24 protein-coding genes are annotated in these 22,864 nt (G+C 62.6%); 10 read left to right on the forward strand and 14 right to left on the reverse strand.

All coding sequences use genetic code 11. The features are described from left to right. Positions 1-5: 5 nt before the first annotated feature. From accB to Q390_RS0100640, 3 genes are all read right to left on the reverse strand, one after another. Positions 6-461 (reverse strand): acetyl-CoA carboxylase biotin carboxyl carrier protein, encoded by a 456-nt coding sequence (accB, locus tag Q390_RS0100630; RefSeq protein ID WP_027994324.1) that lies wholly within the window; start codon positions 459-461, stop codon positions 6-8. Positions 462-600: 139 nt separating this feature from the next. Then, complete coding sequence (locus Q390_RS0100635; protein ID WP_037471902.1) at positions 601-1,197, reverse strand: TlpA family protein disulfide reductase; 597 nt, start codon at positions 1,195-1,197, stop codon at positions 601-603. Further along, positions 1,194-1,790, reverse strand: coding sequence for a hypothetical protein (locus Q390_RS0100640; RefSeq protein WP_027994326.1), 597 nt, complete (start codon positions 1,788-1,790; stop codon positions 1,194-1,196). The genes Q390_RS0100635 and Q390_RS0100640 overlap by 4 nt, the downstream gene beginning before the upstream one ends. Before the next feature lie 179 nt (positions 1,791-1,969). On the opposite strand from Q390_RS0100640, the gene mpl reads away from it, so the two are divergent. Then, a complete protein-coding gene (gene mpl / locus Q390_RS0100645) occupies positions 1,970-3,397 on the forward strand; it encodes a UDP-N-acetylmuramate:L-alanyl-gamma-D-glutamyl-meso-diaminopimelate ligase (RefSeq protein ID WP_027994327.1) in 1,428 nt (475 codons plus the stop codon). 117 nt (positions 3,398-3,514) lie between these two features. On the opposite strand, the gene Q390_RS0100650 is transcribed toward mpl, so the two are convergent. The 5 genes from Q390_RS0100650 to rodA all read right to left on the reverse strand — a co-directional run bounded on the left by Q390_RS0100650 (position 3,515) and on the right by rodA (position 8,516). Then, positions 3,515-3,826 carry a hypothetical protein gene (locus tag Q390_RS0100650; protein ID WP_027994328.1) on the reverse strand — a complete coding sequence of 104 codons (312 nt, stop codon included), beginning with the start codon at positions 3,824-3,826 and terminating at the stop codon, positions 3,515-3,517. 46 nt (positions 3,827-3,872) lie between these two features. After that, positions 3,873-5,018 (reverse strand): 3-deoxy-7-phosphoheptulonate synthase, encoded by a 1,146-nt coding sequence (locus tag Q390_RS0100655; RefSeq protein ID WP_027994329.1) that lies wholly within the window; start codon positions 5,016-5,018, stop codon positions 3,873-3,875. A 244-nt stretch (positions 5,019-5,262) separates the two neighbouring features. Then, complete coding sequence (locus Q390_RS0100660) at positions 5,263-5,799, reverse strand: hypothetical protein (RefSeq protein WP_051602959.1); 537 nt, start codon at positions 5,797-5,799, stop codon at positions 5,263-5,265. Positions 5,800-5,813: 14 nt separating this feature from the next. After that, positions 5,814-7,298: a metalloprotease TldD gene (gene tldD / locus Q390_RS0100665; protein WP_027994331.1), complete on the reverse strand. Its 1,485-nt coding sequence runs from the start codon at positions 7,296-7,298 to the stop codon at positions 5,814-5,816. 45 nt (positions 7,299-7,343) lie between these two features. Next, the gene (gene rodA, locus Q390_RS0100670) at positions 7,344-8,516 is read right to left on the reverse strand and encodes a rod shape-determining protein RodA (RefSeq protein ID WP_027994332.1); all 1,173 of its coding nucleotides are present in this window, start codon (positions 8,514-8,516) and stop codon (positions 7,344-7,346) included. A gap of 76 nt (positions 8,517-8,592) precedes the next feature. On the opposite strand from rodA, the gene Q390_RS0100675 reads away from it, so the two are divergent. From Q390_RS0100675 to Q390_RS17130, 9 genes are all read left to right on the forward strand, one after another. Further along, on the forward strand, positions 8,593-9,210 hold the full coding sequence (locus tag Q390_RS0100675) for a YqiA/YcfP family alpha/beta fold hydrolase (RefSeq protein WP_027994333.1): 618 nt from the start codon (positions 8,593-8,595) through the stop codon (positions 9,208-9,210). Continuing rightward, positions 9,207-9,968 (forward strand): metallophosphoesterase, encoded by a 762-nt coding sequence (locus tag Q390_RS0100680; RefSeq protein WP_027994334.1) that lies wholly within the window; start codon positions 9,207-9,209, stop codon positions 9,966-9,968. Before Q390_RS0100675 ends, Q390_RS0100680 begins: the two co-directional genes overlap by 4 nt. A 35-nt stretch (positions 9,969-10,003) precedes the next feature. After that, positions 10,004-12,097: a ribonuclease catalytic domain-containing protein gene (locus Q390_RS0100685; protein WP_027994335.1), complete on the forward strand. Its 2,094-nt coding sequence runs from the start codon at positions 10,004-10,006 to the stop codon at positions 12,095-12,097. 79 nt (positions 12,098-12,176) lie between these two features. Beyond that, positions 12,177-13,037 carry an energy transducer TonB gene (locus Q390_RS0100690; protein WP_027994336.1) on the forward strand — a complete coding sequence of 287 codons (861 nt, stop codon included), beginning with the start codon at positions 12,177-12,179 and terminating at the stop codon, positions 13,035-13,037. Further along, entirely contained in the window at positions 13,034-13,906 is an 873-nt protein-coding gene (gene aroE, locus Q390_RS0100695) for a shikimate dehydrogenase (protein WP_027994337.1), read from the forward strand. Before Q390_RS0100690 ends, aroE begins: the two co-directional genes overlap by 4 nt. Beyond that, positions 13,903-14,658 (forward strand): transglycosylase domain-containing protein, encoded by a 756-nt coding sequence (locus tag Q390_RS0100700; protein WP_027994338.1) that lies wholly within the window; start codon positions 13,903-13,905, stop codon positions 14,656-14,658. The genes aroE and Q390_RS0100700 overlap by 4 nt, the downstream gene beginning before the upstream one ends. An 89-nt stretch (positions 14,659-14,747) precedes the next feature. Beyond that, positions 14,748-15,995 (forward strand): NADH:flavin oxidoreductase, encoded by a 1,248-nt coding sequence (locus Q390_RS0100705; RefSeq protein ID WP_051602960.1) that lies wholly within the window; start codon positions 14,748-14,750, stop codon positions 15,993-15,995. Between the two features lie 121 nt (positions 15,996-16,116). Continuing rightward, positions 16,117-16,665, forward strand: coding sequence for a crossover junction endodeoxyribonuclease RuvC (gene ruvC / locus Q390_RS0100710; protein ID WP_027994340.1), 549 nt, complete (start codon positions 16,117-16,119; stop codon positions 16,663-16,665). Positions 16,666-16,726: 61 nt separating this feature from the next. Next, positions 16,727-17,155: a hypothetical protein gene (locus tag Q390_RS17130; protein WP_084153698.1), complete on the forward strand. Its 429-nt coding sequence runs from the start codon at positions 16,727-16,729 to the stop codon at positions 17,153-17,155. A gap of 76 nt (positions 17,156-17,231) precedes the next feature. Here Q390_RS17130 and Q390_RS19275 read toward each other — a convergent pair whose 3' ends face one another. From Q390_RS19275 to Q390_RS0100745, 6 genes are all read right to left on the reverse strand, one after another. Then, on the reverse strand, positions 17,232-17,687 hold the full coding sequence (locus Q390_RS19275) for an RcnB family protein (RefSeq protein ID WP_245606829.1): 456 nt from the start codon (positions 17,685-17,687) through the stop codon (positions 17,232-17,234). Between the two features lie 565 nt (positions 17,688-18,252). Next, positions 18,253-18,654, reverse strand: coding sequence for a hypothetical protein (locus Q390_RS0100725; RefSeq protein ID WP_027994342.1), 402 nt, complete (start codon positions 18,652-18,654; stop codon positions 18,253-18,255). A gap of 239 nt (positions 18,655-18,893) precedes the next feature. Further along, positions 18,894-19,700 carry an amino acid ABC transporter ATP-binding protein gene (locus Q390_RS0100730; RefSeq protein WP_281174759.1) on the reverse strand — a complete coding sequence of 269 codons (807 nt, stop codon included), beginning with the start codon at positions 19,698-19,700 and terminating at the stop codon, positions 18,894-18,896. Further along, entirely contained in the window at positions 19,681-20,334 is a 654-nt protein-coding gene (locus Q390_RS0100735; protein ID WP_027994344.1) for an amino acid ABC transporter permease, read from the reverse strand. Before Q390_RS0100735 ends, Q390_RS0100730 begins: the two co-directional genes overlap by 20 nt. Positions 20,335-20,428: 94 nt before the next feature. Further along, positions 20,429-21,223, reverse strand: coding sequence for an amino acid ABC transporter substrate-binding protein (locus tag Q390_RS0100740; protein ID WP_027994345.1), 795 nt, complete (start codon positions 21,221-21,223; stop codon positions 20,429-20,431). Positions 21,224-21,345: 122 nt separating this feature from the next. After that, positions 21,346-22,824 carry a glutamate synthase subunit beta gene (locus Q390_RS0100745; protein ID WP_027994346.1) on the reverse strand — a complete coding sequence of 493 codons (1,479 nt, stop codon included), beginning with the start codon at positions 22,822-22,824 and terminating at the stop codon, positions 21,346-21,348. Positions 22,825-22,864: the final 40 nt, after the last annotated feature.

Here is a 22,864-nt window from a genome sequence, read left to right on the forward strand (position 1 = left end):
GCGCCTTATTCGATCACGAACAACGGCTGTCCGTACTCCACCGCCTGGCCGTTCTCGCCCAGAATGCGGCCGATGGTGCCCGACTTGTCGGCCTCGATTTCGTTGAGAATTTTCATGGCCTCAATGATGCAGATGGTCTCGCCCTCTTTAACCACGCTGCCGACTTCGACAAATGATTTGGCGCCCGGGCTGGAAGCACGGTAAAAAGTGCCGACCATCGGCGACTTGACGACATGGCCCGCAGGCTGCGCAGGAACGGGGGCCGGCAGTTCGGCCACTGCGGCGACGGGTGCCGCCGCAGGAGGGGCGCCTGCCGGAGCCGGGGCGCCAGCGTACTGGTGCACTACCGTGGCGCCGCTCTTGACGATGCGGACTTTGCCCTCGGCCTCGGTGATTTCGAGCTCGGAGACATTCGACTCGGAAACGAGGTCAATGAGGGTTTTGAGTTTTCGCAAATCCATGGGGACTCCAACGCTAAGAATCTGAACAGGGCGCAAATTTACTCTAATTTAGCCCTACTCCATCTTTTGTAGCTTATTTTCGATCAAAAGACGCCAACTTTGAGAGCGCCAAATACCCCATGGACTGAGTCAGAGCCGCTCAACCCCCAGACGACTCGCGCCAACGCTGCAGGTCTTGTGCTTTGATCTGACCTATTTTACGGTGCAGCACTTGGCCGCCGCGGCCCAGCACCACCGTAAACGGCAGACCGCCGGTGAGGTTCCCCAGGGCACGCGCCAGCTCGGTGCCGCCCAGACCGGCCATGCCGATGGGAAAATGCACCGGCGCGCGCGCCAGAAAGCTGCGCACCGCAGCAGGCTGATCGACGGCCAACCCGACTACCTGCCAGCCCTGGGCAGAATTTTGCTGAAAAAAATCATTCAACAGCGGTAATTCGGCAATACATGGCGGACACCAAGTAGCCCAAAAATTAACCACCAGCGGCCGCCCCTGAAACGCCTGCATGGCCAGGGCCGCGCCGTCAGGGGTCTGAAAATGCTGCGCCCACAGCGTTTGCTCGCTATCGAGCGCGGTATCTGCGCCATGGGGCCGAAACTTCCACCAGGCCCAACCAGCGCCGCTGGCCCCGGCAGCGGCAGCCACCAGAGCGTACAAAGCACGCCGGCGCGGCGGCATTGGCAATGCCACCGCCGGATCAGTGCCTGAAGAAGACGAAGAGGAAGAAGGCAGGCTCACGACTCGGACTCCTGTAAAAGCTGGCGCACCGCCGCCGTGTCGCCGCGCGGCGTGCGCCCACGGGCATCGGCACGCAAGGCGCCGCGCAGGTCATCCAGATCGTAGATCAACAGGTGAATGCCAACGATCACCTCCAACTCGGCCGACGGACAGCCGATACTGAGCGCTTCCACCGGCTGGCCATGCAAACCTTGCACGGTTTGCACTGCATAGTCGATACCCCGGTCAATCAGCGTGATTTCCGCCGATTTGGAATCATCGCAAAATAATTGCAGGTAAATATCGGACAAACGTGTCGCGGTTCCATGCCAGACGGCGCCGCTCAGATAGGGGCGAAACGCCGCCATGCGCTGCATCCACAGCAACGCCATCCGGCGCAGCGTCTGCAGTTCGGCCGGCTGCGTATCGGCACAAAACAGCGCCAAATGTTCGCGCACTGCCTCTTCCACGCGCTCATTGTCGGGCAGCGCGGTGCGCGCGGGCAGGCCCAACTGCTTGAGCGCGCGCCGCTTGGCGGGGCCGTATTCCAGACCCTCGTCCACCACCAGAGCGGCAGCGGTTTGGGCAATTTCAGATTCGATGGACAGGTGCATGGCAAGACTCTTGAGCCGGCATTGTCCCCCCAACGCACCGCACGGTGACAACACCCGGAGCACGTGGGGGCTCTCGGAGTGCAGCCAACGGCACCTTATATAACTATTTTTTTGATAGCTGATAGCGCTTATCCACAGGGCGCTACAGCCTGTTTTGACCACTGGCTTAAAATCCAGCCATGCATATACACATACTGGGCATTTGCGGTACGTTCATGGGCGGTCTGGCCGCTTTAGCGCGCGAGGCGGGACACAAAGTGACGGGCTGCGACGCGGGGGTCTATCCGCCGATGAGCGACCAGTTGCGCGCTTTGGGCATTGAATTGATCGAGGGATTTGGCGCCGACCAATTGGCGCTGCAGCCGGACATATTTGTCATCGGCAACGTCGTTAGCCGTGCCCGTCTACCCAATGGCAGCGCCAAGTTTGCGCTGATGGACGCCATTTTGGACGCCGGCCTGCCCTACACCAGCGGCCCGCAGTGGCTGGCCGAGCACGTCTTGCAGGGCCGCCATGTGCTGGCCGTGGCTGGCACGCATGGCAAAACCACCACGACCTCGATGCTGGCCTGGATTCTGGAATGCGCAGGACTACAGCCGGGCTTTCTGGTCGGCGGCGTACCGCTGAATTTTGGCGTTTCGGCACGCCTCGGGACGGCTGTGCGGCCCATCGCAGGCACGGGGGCACTGGGCAGCGCACCGCTGTTCGTCATCGAAGCCGATGAGTACGACACGGCGTTTTTCGATAAGCGCAGCAAATTCGTCCATTACCGCCCGCGCACCGCCGTGCTGAACAACCTGGAATTCGATCATGCCGACATCTTTGATGATCTGGCGGCCATCGAGCGTCAATTCCAGCATCTGGTGCGCACCGTGCCGCCCTCGGGCTGCGTGGTATTTAATGGATTGGAAGACAGCCTGGCGCGTGTGATGCACCAAGGCTGCTGGAGCGCGCAAAGCAGCTTTGGCACCACCATCAGCGATTTTTCAGCCCAGGGCGAGCCCAACGCTTTTGACGTGCTGCAGCGCGGCCAGGTGGTGGCGCAGGTGGCATGGTCCTTAACCGGCGTGCACAACCAGCTCAATGCGCTGGCCGCCATTGCCGCTGCCCACCATGTCGGCGTGGCCCCAGCCCAAGCGGCGCAGGCACTGACCACCTTCCAAAACGTGCGCCGGCGTATGGAGTTGCGCGGCAGTGTGCGCGGCATCACCGTGTACGACGACTTTGCCCACCACCCCACCGCCATTCGCACCACGCTGGACGGCCTGCGCCGCAGCGTCGGATCGCAGGCGCGCCTGCTGGCGGTGTTTGAGCCGCGCAGCAACACCATGAAGCTGGGTGCCATGAAGGCGCAATTACCGTGGGCACTGGAAGCGGCCGATCTGGCCTTTTGTCACACCGCCGGGCTGGACTGGGATGCCAACGCCGCGCTGGCGCCCCTGGCACCGCTGGGTTTAGGGCCGGGCCAACGCGCGCAAACCGCGGGCAACATCGCGCAACTCATAGCCCAGGTGGTGCAAGCCGCGCAGCCGGGCGACCACATTGTCTGCATGAGCAACGGCGCGTTTGGCGGCATCCACCAGCAGTTGCTGGACGCGCTGGCTTGAATCGGCACGGCCGGCGCAGCAATAAAAAAACGGATCTGGCTGGCGCCGATCCGTTTTTGCTTCTTTTTCAGGAGCTGTTAGCGCTTGTCCAGCAAGCGCTACAGCCACTTTTGACCATTAATAGCTGATGGACATCGACGCCACATCCACCCGCACCACCGGTTTGCCCAGCGCAGCCTTGGCGGCGCGGGCAAAGTGCAGCGACCATTCCGGGTCAGCCAACAGGCGCCTGCCGCCGGCCTGCGCCACCGTGAGCACCTTGTCTGCGGCCAGCACCTTGCCGCTGGCGCGCAGCGGCTCGCACTCCAAGCTGACAAACTGGTCTTCCAGCCAGCGGCGGCCCTCTTCGTTGCTCATGGGCGCCTGATCTTCGAGATCAAATTTGAATTCTTCGTTCTGGGACAAGGAGACAGAGACTTCGCTGCGCATGGTGGCCTTTCAAGGGGGATCAGGAGGAATGAAAAATAACCCAAGCTTACACCGTAGGCATGGCTTCTTTTTCAAGGGCGCGGCGGGCCTGCACGGCGGCAGCGAGTTCCCCCAGGGTGTGCAGCGAGTCTTCCCAGCCCAGGCAGGCATCGGTGATGCTTTTGCCATATTCAAGGCTGCTCGGCAGGTCTTTTCCGGGAGTGAATTTTTGCGTGCCAGCCATCAGGTTGCTTTCAATCATGAGGCCAAACACGCTGCGTGAGCCGGCGGCGATCTGCGCGGCAATGTCGCGCGCCACGTCTTGCTGCTTCTGGTGCTGCTTGCTGCTGTTGGCGTGGCTGCAATCAACCATCAGGGTGGCGGGCAATTGGGCTGCAGCCAGGTCCTGGCATGCAGCGGCGACGCTGGCAGCGTCGTAGTTGGGTGCCTTGCCACCGCGCAGGATGACGTGGCAGTCGCGGTTGCCCTGGGTATCGACAATCGCCACTTGGCCGTTCTTGTGCACCGACAAGAAGTGGTGCCCCCGGCTGGCCGACTGGATGGCGTCGGTGGCAATGCGAATGTTGCCATCGGTGCCGTTCTTGAAGCCAATCGGCGCCGACAGGCCCGAGGCCAGCTCGCGATGCACTTGACTCTCGGTGGTGCGCGCGCCAATCGCACCCCAGCTGATGAGGTCGGCAATGTATTGCGGCGAAATGACGTCCAGAAACTCGCTGCCCGCCGGCACGCCCAGGCGGTTGATGTCGATCAGCAACTGGCGCGCCATGCGCAGGCCTTCGTCGATGCGGTAGCTCTCGTCCAGGTAAGGGTCATTGATCAGGCCCTTCCAGCCGACGGTAGTGCGTGGTTTTTCAAAATACACACGCATCACGATCTCCAGCGTGTCGGCGTACTGGGCCCGCGCGGCCTGCAGGCGACGGGCGTAGTCCAGCGCCGCCACCGGGTCGTGGATGGAGCACGGACCAATGATGACCAGCAGACGGTCGTCGTCGCTGGCCATGATGTCATGGATATTTTTGCGGGTCTGCGTGACCAGCGTCTCGATCGCGGTGGCGCGGATCGGGAAGAAGCGGATCAAATGTTCGGGAGGGGGCAGCACGGTGATGTCCTTGATACGTTCGTCGTCGGCTTGGCTGGTTTTTTCGACGTTTCGGTACCAGGCATCGCTGGCGGGGGTGGCTTGAGCCGTCATGGTTCGCTTCCTCTCGATGGGTAAATCAACAGACACTTAAAAACAAAAAACCGCCGGGCTCTGCAGCGTCGGCGGTTGGGTGGGAAGTATTCAGGTGCTTGCGCGCTTGCCTCTCATCCGCCTTGGACCGAGAAGTAAAACCAAAAATAAAACGCGCCACGTAAATACATGGCGCTCAATGTAGCACAGTCGCGCTGCACTGCAGCATGGCAACAACCCCGCTGTCGCCGCACCAGAAAACCTTTCACGACGCGCGATATCGCTGCCACCAGGCACGCAGGCGCAGCCACGCCGCGCTGCTGCGCCCGAGTGGCACCGGCGGCGCCTCGCTCAGCGGGCCATTGCCATGCTGGTAGATATCCACCAGCAGCACGCCCTCGCCCAAGGTGCGCCAGGCCAGCAGTTCGACGCGGTCAAAGCAGTCGCCCTCGCGCAGGCTGCGCTCCTCCAGCGCCTGGCGCCAGTCCTGCACGGCGCCAGACAATTCTTGTTGCGCGTTCTGATAAGCGTCAAAGGAATACAGGGTATGCCAAGCAGAATCGAGCCCGGTCAAAAAAAACTGGTGCTGGCGCACGCCCTGCCACAGCGCCACCGCACAGCGGGTGATGTGCGCGGCATCGCGGCGCAGGCGGCGTGCCTGCAAGGCATTTTCAATGCATTGGGCCAGCGCGCCTAGGCTGGTGCGCCATTGCTGCAACTCTTCCTCGGCCCGGAAATCGCGCCCAAAACGGCTGGAGTGGCCAGACCATGCCGGCGTGGGTTGCAGGCCGGTGCTCGTCATCGCGACAACAACACTCAGGCGGTGCCGCCCACCGTCAAGCCTTCGATGCGCAGCGTTGGCTGGCCCACGCCCACCGGCACGCTCTGGCCCTCTTTGCCACAGGTGCCAACACCGCTGTCGAGCTTCATGTCGTTGCCGATCATGCTGATTTTTTTCAGCGATTCGGGGCCGCTGCCAACGATGGTGGCGCCCTTGACCGGGTACAAAATTTTGCCGTTTTCCACCCAATAGGCTTCACTGGCAGAAAACACGAACTTACCCGAGGTGATGTCCACCTGACCACCACCAAAATTGCTGGCGTAGAGCCCCTTTTTGATGCTGGCGATAATCTCTTGCGGGTCCTTGTCGCCACCCAACATGTAGGTATTGGTCATGCGCGGCATCGGAATGTGCGCGTAGCTCTCGCGCCGGCCATTGCCGGTGGGCGCGACGCCCATCAGGCGGGCGTTCAGCGCATCCTGGATATAGCCCTTCAAGATGCCATCCTCGATCAGCACATTGCGCTGGCTGGCACAGCCTTCATCGTCCACATTCAGCGAGCCGCGCCGGTCGGCGATGGTGCCGTCGTCCAGCACCGTCACGCCCTTGGCGGCGACGCGCTGGCCAATACGGCCACTGAAGGCGCTCGAACCCTTGCGATTGAAGTCGCCTTCTAGGCCGTGGCCGACGGCCTCATGCAGCAGCACGCCAGGCCAACCGGGACCAAGTACCACCGTCATCACACCGGCTGGCGCCGGGCGCGCTTCCAAGTTGACCAGGGCGGCATTGACCGCTTCATCGACATACTGGTTGATTTGCGCGTCGTCAAAATAAGCCAAGCCAAAACGCCCGCCGCCGCCGGCCGAACCGACCTCGCGGCGCCCGCCCTGCTCGGCAATCACCGTCACCGACAGGCGCACCAGCGGGCGCACATCAGCGGCCAGCGTGCCATCGGCACGCGCCACCAGCACCACGTCGTATTCGCTCGCCAGACCGGCCATGACCTGCGCCACGCGCGGGTCCTTGGTGCGGGCGCGCTGCTCGACTCTTTCCAGCAGCGCCACCTTGGCGGTGCTGTCGAGCGTGCTGATGGGATCGACACCGTCGTACAGGCTGCGGCTAGGCGCTATCTTTTTTGCAGCTACGCGCACACGTCCTGCCTGCGATACCGCCGAAATAGACCGCACCGTGCGGGCCGCATCGCGCAGCGAGGCTTCAGAAATGTCGTCGGAGTAGGCAAACGCCGTTTTTTCACCACTGACGGCGCGCACGCCCACGCCTTGGTCGATGGAAAACGAGCCTGTCTTGACGATGCCCTCTTCCAGGCTCCAGCCTTCGCTGCGGGTGTATTGAAAGTACAGATCGGCGTCGTCCACCTGGTGGGCACGGATGTCTGCCAGCGCGCGTGCCAAGTGGCCCTCATCCAGGCCAAAAGGCGTCAGAAGCAACTCACGCGCGATGTCGATACGCCGGGCGGTGGGGGCGCGCTGCGGCGCACCAGAAGAAGAGCTAAAGGTCATCAGCCCATTTTAGATGCGCACGCCAGCGTGTGCACCAGCGCGGCTTTAGGGCGCCGGACGGGCCTGGCTGCTAGGCGGTCGTTGGGCGCGCACGATGGACATCAGGATGCCCAGCGCCAACCCCAGCGTGACCATGGCCGTGCCGCCGTAGCTGACAAAAGGCAGCGGCACGCCGACCACCGGCAAAATGCCGCTGACCATACCCATGTTGACAAAGGCATAGGTGAAAAAAATCATCGATACCGCGCCCGCCATCAGGCGGCTAAAGCGCGTCGTGGCGCCCACAGCAATCGCCAGGCTGCGCCACACCAGCAGCAAAAAGCAGACGATCAGGATCAGGTTGCCGATCAGGCCGAATTCTTCAGAAAAAGCCGCAAAGATAAAGTCGGTGGTGCGCTCGGGGATGAATTCCAGGTGCGTCTGCGTCCCGGCCATGAAACCCTTGCCAAACACGCCCCCGGCGCCAATGGCGATCATCCCCTGGATGATGTGAAACCCTCGGCCCAGCGGGTCGCGCGACGGATCCAGCAGCGTACAGATGCGCTGCTGCTGGTAATCGTGCAGCACTGCCCAGCGCACCCCGTCAGCACACAGTTGGGGTTCAAAGCTCACCACCAGCGCAATGCCCACCACTCCAAGCAACACCGGCGGCACGATCAGCTTCCACGACAGACCGGCAAAAAAGATCACCGACAGTCCTGCCGCCAACACCAGCAGCGAGGTGCCCAGGTCAGGCTGCTTCATGATCAGTCCCACCGGCACCATCAGCAACAAGGTGGCGACAAAGAAATCCAGGGGGCGCAACACGCCCTCGCGGTTTTGAAACCACCAGGCCAGCATCAACGGCATGGCGATTTTCAGCAACTCGCTGGGCTGGATGGTGATACCGACGTCAATCCAGCGCTGGGCGCCTTTTTTGGTGATGCCAAACAACGCCACCGCCAACAGCAAAACCACCCCCAGGCCATACAGCGGCACGGCCGCTGCCATGATTTTCTGCGGCGGAATCTGCGCCACGACAAACAGCAGCACCACGGCAATCAGCATGTTGCGGCCATGGTCAACAAAACGCGTGCCATGGTCGTAGCCGGAGGAATACATGGCCAGCAAGCCAATGCCTGCCAGCATCAGCACAATCGCCATCAGCCAGACATCAAACCCACGAAACAGCGGCAAGATGCGCTGCGCGAGCGAAGGTTTGTCAAAAATAGTTCCCATGGCGCAATTATCGCGGTGCGCCCACCACGCCTGCTCTGACCACCGCTGCGCCCCTACAGCCCCCCCTGAAACCCTTATGACCACCACCCATTTGCTCTACCTGCACGGTTTTCGCTCTTCGCCCCAGTCTGCCAAAGCCCGCCAGATGGCGGCGCAGGTGGCCAGCCAACACCCCGATGTCCACTGGTGGTGCCCGCAGCTACCGCCGTCGCCGCGTGCCGCCATGGCGCTGCTCAGCGCCGGCATCGCCGACTGGCCGCACGGGGCGATGGCGGTGGTCGGCTCGTCGCTGGGCGGCTATTACGCCAGCTGGGTGGCGCAGCAGACCGGCTGCCCAAGCGTCCTGCTCAACCCGGCCGTTCACCCGGCGCGCGACCTGGAGCGCTACATCGGTGAGCAAACCGCGTGGCATGACCCGGCCGAGCACTTCTTTTTTGAGCCGCGCTTCATCGACGAACTGCGCGCACTCGATGTCAGCGCCGTGCCCGCTGCGGCGCGGCAACTGGCAGTGATTGCCAAGGGCGACGAAGTGCTCGACTGGCGCGATATGGTGGCACGCTACCCGCAGGCCCAACTGCGCCTGCTGGACGGCGGCGACCACGCCCTGAGCGACTTTGACCAGCACTTGCCCGCCATCATCGAATTTTTACAATTAGCCCCCTCCCTGCCTCTCTCCACTCGGTCTGCACCATGAAAATCGCCCTGCTCTCCGACTTGCATCTCTCGGTCCACCCTATGGATGCACCACCCACTGACGCCGACGTGATGGTGCTGGCCGGCGATCTGCACCGCCCGGCCCAGGCCATGGCCTGGGCGCGGCAGTTTGCCCAGCCCACCCTGTTTGTCGCCGGCAACCACGAGTTTTATGGCTCGGACCTGAGTAGCACGCTGGCGCAACTGCGCACGCACGCGCAGGACAGCCACGTGCGCGTGCTGGAACGCAATGCATGGCAGCACGGCGGTGTGCGTTTTTTAGGCTGCACACTGTGGTCGGACTACCGGCTGTTCAGCTCGCCCGAGCAGCGCGAAGAAGGTCTGCGCAAAGCACAAGAATTTGTCCGCGACTTCAGTCGCATCGGTGTGGCGCCCGACTTTGCGGAGCGCTTCACACCCGCCATTTCGCAGTTGCTGTTTGAGCAATCAGTGCAGTGGCTCGATGATCGCTTTGCCGAACCGTTTGACGGCCCCACCGTCGTCATCACCCACTTTGCTCCGGCGCGCGGCAGTGTGGCGGCGCAGTTTGCCGGCTCGCCGCTGAACGCCTGCTTTGTCTCTGATTTAGAAGCGCACATCCTGCGCTGGCAGCCCGTCCTGTGGCTGCACGGCCATGTGCATGACAGCTTTGACTACCAAGTCGGCGCCACGCGCATCGTCGCCAACCCGCGCGGCTACGCGCCCGAAGGCGTGGCCGAAAACAAACATTTCCAGCCGCTATTGACTATCGAAATCTGAAAAGCCGCTGCGGCACCCATGGGAGAATGCCGCCCATGCACGCACTGTTTGAAGAAACCGGTAAATTTCTGGCCGGCCGCATCCTCTCCGAAGCCGACACCTCGGCGCAAATTGAGCTGGACTCTGGTAAACGGGTCAAGGTCAAAAGCGCCCACATTCTGCTCAAATTTGACAAGCCCGCGCCAGCCGAATTGATGGCCCAGGCCCAGGCTGTGGCCGAGAGCATCGAACTCGACCTGGCCTGGGAATTTGCCCCCGAGGACGAATTTGGTTTTGCTGAGCTGGCACGCGACTATTTTTCGGCCAGCGCCCCGCTGAGCGAGCAAGCCGGCGTACTGTTTGCGCTGTACCAAGCGCCGCACTACTTCCGCCGCGCCGGCAAAGGCCGCTTCAAAAAGGCCACACCAGACATCTTGCAGCAGGCCCTGGCCGCTATCGAGAAGAAAAAAGCCCTGCTGGCGCAAATCGACGACTGGGCCGCGCAACTGGGCCAGGGCGTCTGCCCCGAGCCGATCCGCGAGCAGCTCTACAAAATCCTGTTTCGCCCGGATAAAAACGCGCCCGAATACAAGGCCGTGGTCGAGGCCAGCCGCGCCACGCACACCGCACCGCTGGAGCTGCTGCAAAAAGCCGGCGCCATCGATTCGAGCTACCAGTTCCACTGGAAGCGCTTTTTGTTCGACAACTTCCCCAAGGGCACCGGCTTTCCGGCGCTGGACGCACCCCAGCCGCCGCAAGACCTGCCGCTGGCCGATGTGCAGGCCTACTCCATCGACGACTCCAACACCACCGAAATCGACGATGCGCTGTCGGTGCAAGGCTTGGGTAGCGGCACCGTGGTGCTGGGTATCCACATCGCTGCGCCGGGCTTGGCCATCGTGCCCGGCAGCGCACTCGACCAGGTCGGTCGCCAGCGCCTGTCCACGGTGTACATGCCGGGCTACAAAATCACCATGCTGCCCAGCGAGGTGGTGCAGATCTACACGTTGGACGCCGGCCGCGCCAATCCCGCCGTATCGCTGTACGTCACCTTCGACGAAGCCACGCTGGAGATCACCGCCACCGAAACCAAGCTGGAGCGCGTACCCGTCAGCGTGAACCTGCGCCACGACCAGCTCGACCACATCGTCACCGAGGAATGGCTGGCTGATCCGACTATTGAGCATGAAAACACCCCACAGCCCTTACAGGACGTGCGCAACCAGCTATCATTTTTATATATTCTCGCCAAGCACCTGAAAGCCCAGCGCGAAGTGGTACGCGGCAAGCCCGAGAACTTCAACCGCCCGGACTACAACTTCAGCCTGCGCCGCGACGAAGCCAGCAAGGGCAACGAGCCGGATGGCACGGAACAAGTCGTCATCACCACCCGCCAGCGCGGTGCGCCACTCGACCTGATCGTGGCCGAGGCGGCCATCGTCGCCAACAGCACCTGGGGCAATTGGATGGCCGAGCTGGGTGTGCCCGGCATTTACCGCAGCCAAGCCAGCTTGGCGCCGGGCGTCAAGGTGCGCATGGGCACCAAGGCGCTGCCGCACGCCGGCATTGGCGTCAAGAGCTACGCCTGGGCGACCTCACCGCTGCGCCGCTACACCGACTTGGTCAATCAGTGGCAAATCATTGCCTGCGCGCGCCACGGCAACACTGCCGCACTGGCGGCGCCGTTCAAGCCCAAAGACGCCGATCTGTTCTCCATCATCAGCAACTTTGACGCCACCTACAGCGCCTACAACGGCTACCAGTCGGGCATGGAGCGCTTCTGGACGCTGAAATATTTGGCGCAAAACAACATCACTGAGCTAGAAGTCACCGTCTTTAAAGAAGGCTACGCCGGCAGCTATTTGGTACGCGCCGACACACTGCCGCTGGTGTTTCCGGTGCTGGGCGCACAAAACCTGCCGCGCGGCGCGCGCCTGCGGGTGCGGCTGGGCGACATCGACGACATCACCCTGGACCTGCACGGCACGCTGCTGGAGCGCCTGGACAATCCGGACGATGCAACCGACGATGGCCCGGTAGATGACAGCGAAGACAGCGAAGACGACCAAGCCAGCGCCGGCCCGATCGCCATCGCCGTGGACATGAACGAGACCGAGGCACCGGCCAGCGCTGATAATCCTGCCCCGTGAACATAGCCCCCATGCTCCACCGTTGCGCGAGTCGCTGCCCCCCGGGGCGGCCGCTTTTTCATCTTGGGGTGGCCCGGCGATGAAAAAACCTGCCTACTTCCGGTCGTTGAGCACGCTGCAGCTGGCGCTGGGCGTCTCCGTGCTGCTGCACGCCGCCGTGCTATCGGTGCGCTTTGTCGATCCCGAAGGCTTCAACCGCGTGTTCCAGGACACGCCGCTGGAAGTGATTCTGGTCAATGCCAAATCGAATGAACGCCCCGACAAGGCGCAGGCCATTGCCCAGTTTGCACTGGCCGGGGGCGGCGAAGCGGCCCAGGGACGCGCCACCAGCCCGCTGCCCTACTCGGCCCTGACCGCTGTCGGTAACGACTTTGAAGACGCACAGCGCAAGATGGATACCTTGCAGGAACAGCAAACCCAATTGCTGGCCCAGTTGCGCCGGCAGATCGCCGCCCTGCCGCCGCCCGACCCGCGCCAAGCGAGCAAAAACAACGCCCAAAGCGTGCAGGACGAAAAGCGCCGCCAACTCGTCAAATTGCTGGCCGAAATTGAAAAGCGCATCAACGAAGAAAACGCCCGCCCGAAAAAACGCTTTATCAGCCCGGCGACGCGCGAAGAGGTTTACGCCATCTACTACGACGCCATGCGCCGCAAGGTGGAAGACAAGGGCACACAGAATTTCCCCGAACAAGCCGGCAAAAAACTCTACGGCGAGCTGACCATGATCGTCACCGTCAACCACGACGGGCGCGTACTGGACACTGAAATCGTGCAGGGCTCGGGCAACCATTTACTGGACAACCGCGCCCAGGCTATCGCCCGCGCGGCGGGCCCGTTTGGCGCCTTCAACCCTGAAATGCGCAGCAAGGCCGACCAGATCGCCGTCGTCTCGCGCTTCAAATTCACGCGCGAGCAGACCCTGGAGACCAGCGTGCAATGAGCAGCACCGCCGTCTCTACCGATTTATATTGCGTCATGGGCCACCCGGTCGAGCACAGCCGCTCGCCGTGGATCCACGCGCGTTTTGCCGAACTCACCGGCCAAGTGCTGACCTACGAGCGCCGCTTGGTGCCGCTGGACGGCTTCGCCCAGGCCCTGAGCGAGTTTGCCGCTGCCGGCGGACGCGGCTGCAACATCACCGTGCCGTTCAAGCTGGCAGCAGCGCAGCGGGCCAGCCAGCGCAGCCAACGCGTACAACTGGCTGGCGCCGCCAACACCCTGAGCTTTGTAGGCGGCGCCATCGTTGCCGATAACACCGACGGTCTAGGCCTGGTGGCCGACATCAGCCGCAATGCCGGCGTCGAGTTGGCAGGACGCGACGTGCTGTTGATCGGTGCGGGCGGCGCCGCCGCTGGCGCCCTCGGCCCGCTGCTGGCTACCGGCCCGCGCCGCATCGTCGTCGCCAACCGCACACTGACCCGGGCGCAAGGGCTAGTGCAGGCGCACAGCGCCATTGCCGCACTACAAAAAACAGAGCTGCTAGCGCTTACCCCACAAGCGCTGGAGGCCGATTTGACTCAAAACGGCAGCTTCGACATCGTCATCAACGCCAGCGCCAGCAGCCTGGCCGGCGATGCCGTACCGGTACCGGCCAGCGTGCTGCGCACCGGCAGCCTGGCCTACGACATGATGTACGGCCCAGCGGCGCAAGGCTTTCTGAATTGGGCGACGGCCCACGGCGCACAGCCACGCGACGGCCTGGGCATGTTGGTCGAGCAAGCGGCCGAAGCCTTTGCCCTGTGGCGCGGCGTGCGTCCGCCTAGTGCCTCGGTTCTGGCCGAGCTGCGGGCGCTGATGACCGCCGCATGAAGGCCCTGCTGCGCTGGCTGGCCTTGGTGGTGCTGGCCCTGCTGGCGCTGCAACTGCTGTTTATCGGCCGCATTGCCACCATGGCGGTGCTGGGGCCCGAATCCACCACCTTCCAGCGCTCCGAAGCCTGGGCACAAATCACCGGCCCGGGGCCGCTGCGCTGGCGCCAGCAGTGGGTGCCGTATGCGCAGATCTCCGACCACCTGAAACGCGCCGTCATTGCCTCGGAAGACGACAGCTTCACCCAACACGACGGCATCGACTGGAACGCCCTGGAAAAAGCCTGGGAGCGCAATGCCTTGGCCGAAGCCCAGGCGGCCAAGGCCCACGCGCGCGCCCAAGCCCGTTCACCCGACGCCGCCCCGATCCCTGCGCCCACCGCCAAAGTGCGCGGCGGCTCGACCATCACCCAGCAATTGGCCAAAAACCTGCTGCTGTCGAGCGAACGCACCCTGCTGCGCAAAGGCCAGGAATTCGTGCTGACGCTGCTGCTGGAGCAGTTGCTGAGCAAACAACGCATCCTGGAGATCTACCTGAACAACGTCGAATGGGGTGAAGGCGTCTTCGGCGCCGAAGCCGCCGCCCAGCACTACTTCAGCAAAAGCGCAGCACGTCTGAGCCCAACCGAAGCTGCCCGCCTGGCCGTCATGCTGCCCGCGCCCAAACGCTTTGAAAAAATGCCAGGCTCGGCCTATCTGGCCGGCAGAACGCGGGTGATTGCCGCACGGATGCGCAACGCCCAACTGCCGTAAACGCCAGCACGCGGGCCGTCAAAAGCCCTCAAACAGACGATGCCAAGGCAGCACGGGCGCCACCACAATCGCTGCAGGAGACACCTGCCATGACCACCACCCTGCCTGCCACCCCCGCCTGCGATCCGTTCGCTCCCTTCCAACTCGGCCCCATCACGCTGCGCAACCGCTTCATCCGTGCTGGCGCCAATGAGGGCATGTGCGTCGATGGCGCGCCGTCCAAAGCGCTGGTGAAACACCACCGCGACCTGGCCGCTGGCGGCGTCGGGCTGACCACTGTGGCCTATGGCGCCGTGTCCAAAGTCGGGCGCACGCTGGAGAATCAGATCTGGCTGCGGCCCAGCATCCTGCCCGACCTGAAGGCGCTGGCCCAGGCGGTGCACGACGCGGGCGGACGCATCAGCTTTCAAATCACCCACGGCGGCTCGTTTGTCACCTCGTGCAAAGTCCAAGGCGCCACCCTGAGCGCCTCGTCCGGACTGAACAAGGCTGGCCTGCTGCGCGGCAACTACTGGCACCGCGCCATGAACGAGAGCGACATGGAGCGCGTCGCCAGCGAATTTGTCACCGCCGCCCAGCTGTGCCGCGAGGCGGGCTTTGACGCGGTCGAAATCCACATGGGCCACGGCTATTTGCTCAACCAGTTCATCTCGCCGCTGTCGAACAAACGCCAAGACGCTTGGGGTGGCAGCGCCGAGAACCGTGCCCGTTTTCCGGCTGAAGTGCTGCGCCGCGTGAAACAAGCCGTGGGCCACGACATGGCGGTACTGGCCAAAATCAACGTCGCCGATGGTGTGCCCGGCGGCGCCACGGTGCAAGACGCCATCGTCACCGCACGGGCGCTGCAAGCGGCTGGGGCCGACATGCTGGTACTGTCGGGCGGACGCAATATCGAGTCGGGCTGGTTCATGTTTGGCAGCAACTTCAACATGGAAGAAATGGCCAAAGTGCTCAAAGGCAGCGGCTGGCTGACGCCGCTGATGCTGAAACTGTCGCAAATGGGCGCCCCCAAAGTGGCGTTCAAGGAGATGTATTTTCTCGAATACTCACGCCAAATCCGCGCCGCCGTAGAGGTGCCGCTGGGCTATTTAGGCGGCGTCAAATCAATGGACAACGTGCGCACCGCGCTGGCCGACGGCTTTGAGGCCGTGGTGCTGGCGCGCGCGCTGATCCATGAGCCGGCGCTGGTCCATCGCTTCCAAAGCGGCGAGCTGAGCCAATCGGGCTGCAGCAACTGCAACGGCTGCGTACCCTACATCTACCACCCCGCCGGCACGTGGTGCATTGAACGTCCAGCCAACAGCCTGACGCTGAACCAAACCCGAGCGGCGGGCTGAAGACAGGTGATAGGTGATAGGCGGGCAGATAGCTTTTTTAGGTAAAATACACCGCAAAAGCTTATCTGGTGTACGCTATTAGCTACAAACAGCGTAGCAAAAATCCACATAAATACCCCCTATGAGAATCCTTGGCATCGACCCCGGCCTGCAGACCACCGGCTTTGGCGTGATCGATGTGCAAGGGCATGCGCTCAGCTATGTGGCCAGCGGCACCATCCGCACTACCGCGCTGGCGCTGGGGGACTTGCCGGGGCGGCTCAAAATTCTGTTTGATGGCATCACCGAGGTAGCGGCACGCTACCAGCCCGATGCGTCCACGGTCGAAATCGTCTTTGTCAACGTGAATCCGCAATCCACGTTGCTGCTGGGACAGGCACGCGGCGCGGCCATCACGGCGCTGGTGGCCAGCAACCTCCCGGTGGCCGAATACACCGCGCTGCAGATGAAGAAAGCCGTCGTCGGCCACGGCCGCGCCGCCAAGACGCAGGTCCAGGAGATGGTGCGCCGCCTGCTGCAACTGCCCGGCCTGCCCGGCAGCGACGCGGCTGACGCGCTCGGGATGGCGATCACGCACGCGCATGCCGGCGCCGCCATGGCGCGGCTGGCCGAGGCCGGCACGCTGCAACGGCGCCAGCACGCGATGTACAAAGGCGGGCGCAGCTACTGAACAGCCCCGACGGCCATCTGCCCATAGCACAAGAGCGGCGTTATTTCTAGAATGCAGTGCCATGCTTCCTCCCTCTGACCCCCCATCGCCGGCTGCGCTGCACCACAGCGCCTTCTTCATTCCACCGCCACCCGACGTGCCGGCGCAGTTTGTCTATGTGCGCATTCCGCTACAGCCGCGCCAGCGCGTTGACCCGCTGCACCAGCGTGAAGACGAGATCGACCAGGCCTTGCACGCACAAGGCATCGGCACCGTGCTGGGCTGGGGCGACTCACTGGGCGAGCGGCGCGCTGACGGCTCGCGGGTGGCGGCCTATCTCCGCATTGACATCAACGTCTCAGATCTGGCGGCAGCGCGCACCACGCTGCAACAGCTGCTACCGACGCTGGAGGCACCTGCCGGCACCGAAATCCACTACACCCTGCAGGGCGTGCGCCTGCAGGACAGGGCAACGGCCACAGGCTGGCTGCTGGAGCAGCCAGTGCCCTAGCGCACTGCCGACGCCCCCTCCAGCCAAAAAGCAAGAACCCCGCGCTTTGCAGTGCGGGGGCTCCCAAAAAGCCGGGTTACTGGCTCAGGATGATTTGTGCAATCACACCGGTGGCAATAGCGATCAACAGGTAGTCAGCGCCGTTTTGCACCCAGTAGTAGCCGCGCGGCGGAGCGGTGAGGTGGTGCATACGCCAGTCGTTGACCACGTAATGCTGTGTGCGGTACGCCGGCGGCATCCGCGTCCCACGGTACCAATTGTGGTTAGGGCCTGCGCCACGCCGACTCTGAAAATTGGAGGAGGGGCCTCCAGGCCGAAAGCCAGGGCGATAGTCGGGACGGCCGTCATGGCGATAGTCGGGTCGGTTGTCGGGCCGATTGTCATGGCGATAGTCGGGTCGGTTGTCAGGCCGATGTGCCTGGGATCGAGGGTCGTCTCGATGGCGCTGATCGTAGGACTGTGCATTGGCCATGGAACTGCCCAGGGCGAGCACGGCCGTGGCAATCCAGAGGGTGCGGGTGAAATGAGGCATGTGAAATTCCTTTCCTCTTTGAAGCTGCTTGTCGTCGTTTGACGGTCTCCCAGCAGCGGATAAAACCATCTTGCACCCATTGCAGTGCGCTGCAGTGGGTCATCTGCCAGTTTTACAACAGCTTTGCCTGCCATACCGTAGGACTTTGCCGGAACTTAATGGGGGTCAGAGTTACAGGGCACGACCGTCAGCGTCCTAAAAACCAGAAGATCATCCCGGGGGACTGACTGCACAGCACAGCACTCCACTTGCTGCGCTGGGCCATGGTGGTGGCGGTGCAGTTGGTGGCCAAGCTACCCACCCCATTGATCCTGCCATCCGATCCCGACTATCGGCTTTGGCTTGCAACAAAGCCGCATCAGCCCGGTTCAAAGTTTCTGAAAAATGTTCGCCGAGGCGGTACAGGCTTAAGCCCAGGCTGGCAGAGATGCGGCTCTCCAGGAAAGCTAGCCGAATGGCTTTGATGTCCTGCGAGACCCGCTGCGCGATCTGGAGGGCGAAATCCATCGGGGAATGGGCCGGCAAGCCCAACATGCTGCAGGCCATTGCCTGCAAGCGAAGCGGATCAAGGTCCACCATCAATGAGGCGCGGGTGCTGGAGGCGCCCCGGCGTCCCATTCCGGGGAAAAACATCGCACTGTCGTCCGCCCGCCAGTGCATATTTTTTGCCCACACTGGAGAGATTTTGTCCGTAGAACGGAATCATCAAGGTGGTGTCGTGGGTGTCGTTCACCACCACATCAACATCGGTATTGACGCTGGCGACCAGTTTCATGCCGTTGATGCTCAGAATGCTGGATTTGTACTGAAAGTCGATGGCGTGGTGGCACGCTTCATAAGATTGGATCGACTTGATCACCGTCGCCATTCGGTCACGAAAGACGTCAATATCCGATTCGATCGTCGCATCCGCCTCGCCAAACAGCAGCGGTGGCAAAAATAGGGGCTTGACGGGATGTTTCGACATCTGGGGCGTGGTGCGATGCCGTGGCTAACAAGCCTACGGCTTTGATCCAGTCGGTGCAATTGCTCTGTTATTTATAGCTTCTAGTGCTTATGGAACAAGGGCTAGCGCCTATTTAGCCTCAATATCCATTCTGCCGAGGTGCATGGGGTCAGATTCTAAGGATCGCCACACGCGCGCCGGTGTAGCCCGCTTGGGGAGGCGCCCGGTAGCAGCCGAGAATAATTGGACTCTGACCCCAATTAAAGCATGTGCTCCAGAAACGCCCGCGTACGTGCGTGCTGTGGGTGGGCAAAAAACTCGCGTGCGGGCTGGGCTTCGATCAACTCACCCTGGTCCATGAACACCACCTTGCTGGCGACTTCGCGGGCAAAGCCCATTTCGTGCGTGACGACCAGCATCGTCATGCGCTCGTCGGCCAGCTGACGCATGGTGCGCAGCACTTCGCCGGTCAGTTCCGGGTCGAGCGCTGAGGTCGGCTCGTCGAACAGCATGATGTCCGGCTCCATCGCCAGCGCGCGGGCAATGGCGACGCGCTGCTTTTGTCCGCCGGACAGGCGCGCTGGGTAGCTGCCCGCCTTGTCGCTCAGGCCGACCTTGGCCAGCAGTGCTTCGGCCTTGGGCGTGATTTCGGCGGCCGTCAGGCCCTTGACCACCATCGGTGCCTCGATGATGTTTTGCAGCACGCTCAGGTGCGGGAACAGGTTGAAGTGCTGGAACACCATGCCCATCTTGCGGCAGATGCGGCGCGCTTCGCGCTCGGGGGCGTAGCTGCACTGGCCTTGGGCACTGGTGCTAGCCAAGGTTTCGCCCTCGATGGCGATGCGACCCTGGTCAATCGTTTCGAGGTAGTTCAGGCAGCGCAAAAAAGTACTTTTCCCCGAGCCGGAGGGGCCAATGATGGCCACCACTTCGCCTGGGTCCAAGCGCAGCGAGACGTTTTTCAGCACATGGAGACTGCCAAAGCGCTTATGGATGCCTTGGGCATCGATCATCGGTGCGCCATCAGTAACGGCCCCAGGGGAGCGATCAGGCGTCGTGGCGGGCATAGCGTTTCTCCAAAGTCTGGAAGCCCCAGGTCAGCACCAGGGTCATGGTCAGGTAAAAGGCGGCGGCGACGATGAACGGCGTGGTGGTGAAGTCGCGCTGCACAATGCCGCGCGCGGCACGCAGCAAGTCGTTCAGCGCCAGCACGTAAATCAGCGAGGTGTCTTTGACCAGCGTGATGGTCTCGTTGCTCATCGGCGGCAAAATGCGCCGCACCATTTGCGGCAGCACGATGCGGCGCATGGTCTGGCCGTAGCTCATGCCCAGCACGCGCGCAGCTTCGTACTGGCCTTTGTCAATCGACTGGATACCGGCGCGAAAAATCTCGGCAAAGTAGGCGGCGTAATTCAGCGCAAACGCCAGCACCGCCGCCGGAAAGTCCGGCAGGCGCACGCCAATCACCGGCACAAACGGCAGCGCAAAGTAGATGAACAGCATCTGCAACATCAGCGGCGTGCCGCGCATCAGCCAGATATAGCCGTTGACCAGCGCACTGAGTGCCGGCCAGCGCGACAGACGCGCCAGCGCCAGCACCAGGCCCAGCGGCACCGCCAGCGCCAGGACAATGAAAAAAAGCTTGAGCGTCACCGTGGCGCCTTGCCACAGCGGCGCCACCATTGAAAGCACGTAATCCATACAAATTGCCTCAAAGCGCCAGCGGCGCTGGAACGAAAAACACCGGCAGGCCGCAGTGAAGCGGCTCAGCCGGTGTGCTCATGCAGTGTGCAGATTACTTGATGATGTCCTTGCCAAACCATTGGGTGGCAATCACTGCAGCCGCACCGTCGGCCTTCATGTCGGCCAGCGCCTTGTTCAGACGGGTATGCAGTTCGGTATCGTCCTTGCGCACACCGACACCGTATTCTTCAGTGCCAAAGTTTTCGTCCAGGATGGCGTAGTCGGCTGGCTTTTTGGCGACGTAATAGCGGCCCACTACCTCATCGACCACCACGGCATCCAGGCGGCCGGTGGACAAATCCATCAACGCGGTGACGTTGTCGCCAAAGGTCTTGAGTTCCTTGAACGAAGCGAACACTGCCTCGTCCTTCTTGACGGCATCGACGGCGCTGCTGCCGTCTTGCGCACCGACCACCTTGCCCGCCAGGTCGGCCTTGGTCTTGACGGAAGAGTTGGCTGCGACCACAACGATCTGGTGGTTTTCCATGTAGGGCGCGGTGAAGTCGATGTTCTTCTTGCGCTCTTCGGTGATGGTCAGGCCATTCCAGAGGGCATCCACACGCTTGCCGGCCAGCTCGGCTTCTTTGGCGCTCCAGTCAATCGGCTTGAATTCGACCTCGACGCCCATGCGCTTGGCAGCTTCACGCGCCATGTCGATGTCAAAGCCGACCAGTTCATTCTTCTCGTTACGGAAACCCATGGGCGGAAAATTGTCGTCCAGACCGACCACGATCTTGGTGAGGGCGGCGGGCGCCGGCGCAGCGGCAGGCGTGGCAGGTTCCTGCTTGCCGCACCCGGCCAACAGGGCGCCTACGGACAACAACAGAACGGCAGTGAATTTTTTCATGGTGTGTGGAATTTCGGGGCTAAAAAAGACACGCGTGGCCTGCCTGCATCAGGCAGGCTGCCACGCGCCATGGATTTATGGAAGCCGGTATTGTCCCCGAATCGGCATGCGCCGCTGCAGTATCAGCGCGGCAGGTCGCTGCACCCCATCAGAAACTCGTCCACCGCGCGTGCAGCTTGGCGGCCTTCGCGGATCGCCCAGACCACCAGACTTTGCCCGCGCCGGATGTCGCCGGCCGCAAACACCTTGGCCACGTTGGTGGCGTAGCCGCCGATCAGGTCGGTGCTGGCACGGGCGTTGCCGCGCGCGTCCTTGTCGATGCCAAAAGCCTCCAGCACCGGGGCCACCGGGCTGACAAAGCCCATCGCCAGCAGCACCAAGTCGGCCGGGTAGTGCTTTTCAGTGCCAGTCACTTCGACCAGCTTGCCGTCCTTGAATTCGACCTGCACGGTGGTCAAGCCCTTGAGCTTGCCTTTTTCGCCGGTGAACGCCTTGGTGGAGACAGCGAACTCGCGCGTGCAGCCTTCTTCGTGGCTGGAACTGGTGCGCAGCTTCAGCGGCCAGTAGGGCCAGGTCAACGGCCGGTTTTCGACTTCAGGCGGCTGCGGCATGACCTCAAACTGCGTCACGCTGGCGGCGCCGTGGCGGTTGCTGGTGCCGACGCAATCGCTGCCAGTGTCGCCGCCGCCAATGACGATGACATGCTTGCCAGTGGCCAGCATCTGGCCCTTGAGCTTGTCGCCGGCGTTGGCCTTGTTCTGCTGCGGCAAAAATTCCATGGCGAAATGCACGCCGCCCAACTCGCGCCCCGGCACCGGCAGGTCACGCGATTGCTCGGCGCCGCCGGCCAGCAGCACGGCGTCAAACTGCTGCTGCAACTGCTCGGGCGTGATGGTTTCCTTGGCGTCGCTCTGCACTTTGGAGCCTTTGCCCAGGCCGTCCTTGGCGACACCGACAAACACGCCGGTACGAAACTGCACTCCCTCGGCCTGCATCTGCACCACGCGCTTGTCGATGTGGCTCTTTTCCATCTTGAAGTCGGGAATGCCGTAGCGCAGCAGGCCACCGAGGCGGTCATTCTTCTCAAACACGGTGACGCTGTGGCCAGCGCGCGCCAGTTGCTGCGCCGCTGCCAGACCGGCCGGGCCAGAGCCGACCACCGCCACCTTCTTGCCGCTCTGGTGGTGCGCCCGTTGCGGCGTGACCCAGCCGTGCTCCCAGGCGCGGTCGATGATGGCGTGCTCGATGCTCTTGATGCCCACCGCGTCGTCGTTGATGTTCAGCACGCAGGCCGACTCGCAGGGCGCGGGACAGATGCGGCCGGTGAACTCAGGGAAGTTATTGGTCGAGTCGAGCACGGCAAAGGCGCTCTTCCAGTCCTGCTGGTAGACCAGATCGTTGAAGTCGGGAATGACGTTGTTGACCGGGCAGCCGTTGTTGCAGAACGGCGTGCCGCAGTCCATGCAGCGCGCGGCCTGCACTTTGGCCTGCGCGTCGCTCAGGCCGATAACGAATTCCTTGTAGCCCTTGACGCGCTCGGGAGCGGGCCGGTAGCCCTCCTCGATGCGCTCGTATTCCATGAAGCCGGTGGTCTTTCCCATGTCCGTGTCCTGGTGAATGCTGTGCTGTAGTTGTAGTGTG

It is taken from the genome of Simplicispira psychrophila DSM 11588 (assembly GCF_000688255.1).
GTDB lineage: Bacteria > Pseudomonadota > Gammaproteobacteria > Burkholderiales > Burkholderiaceae_C > Simplicispira > Simplicispira psychrophila.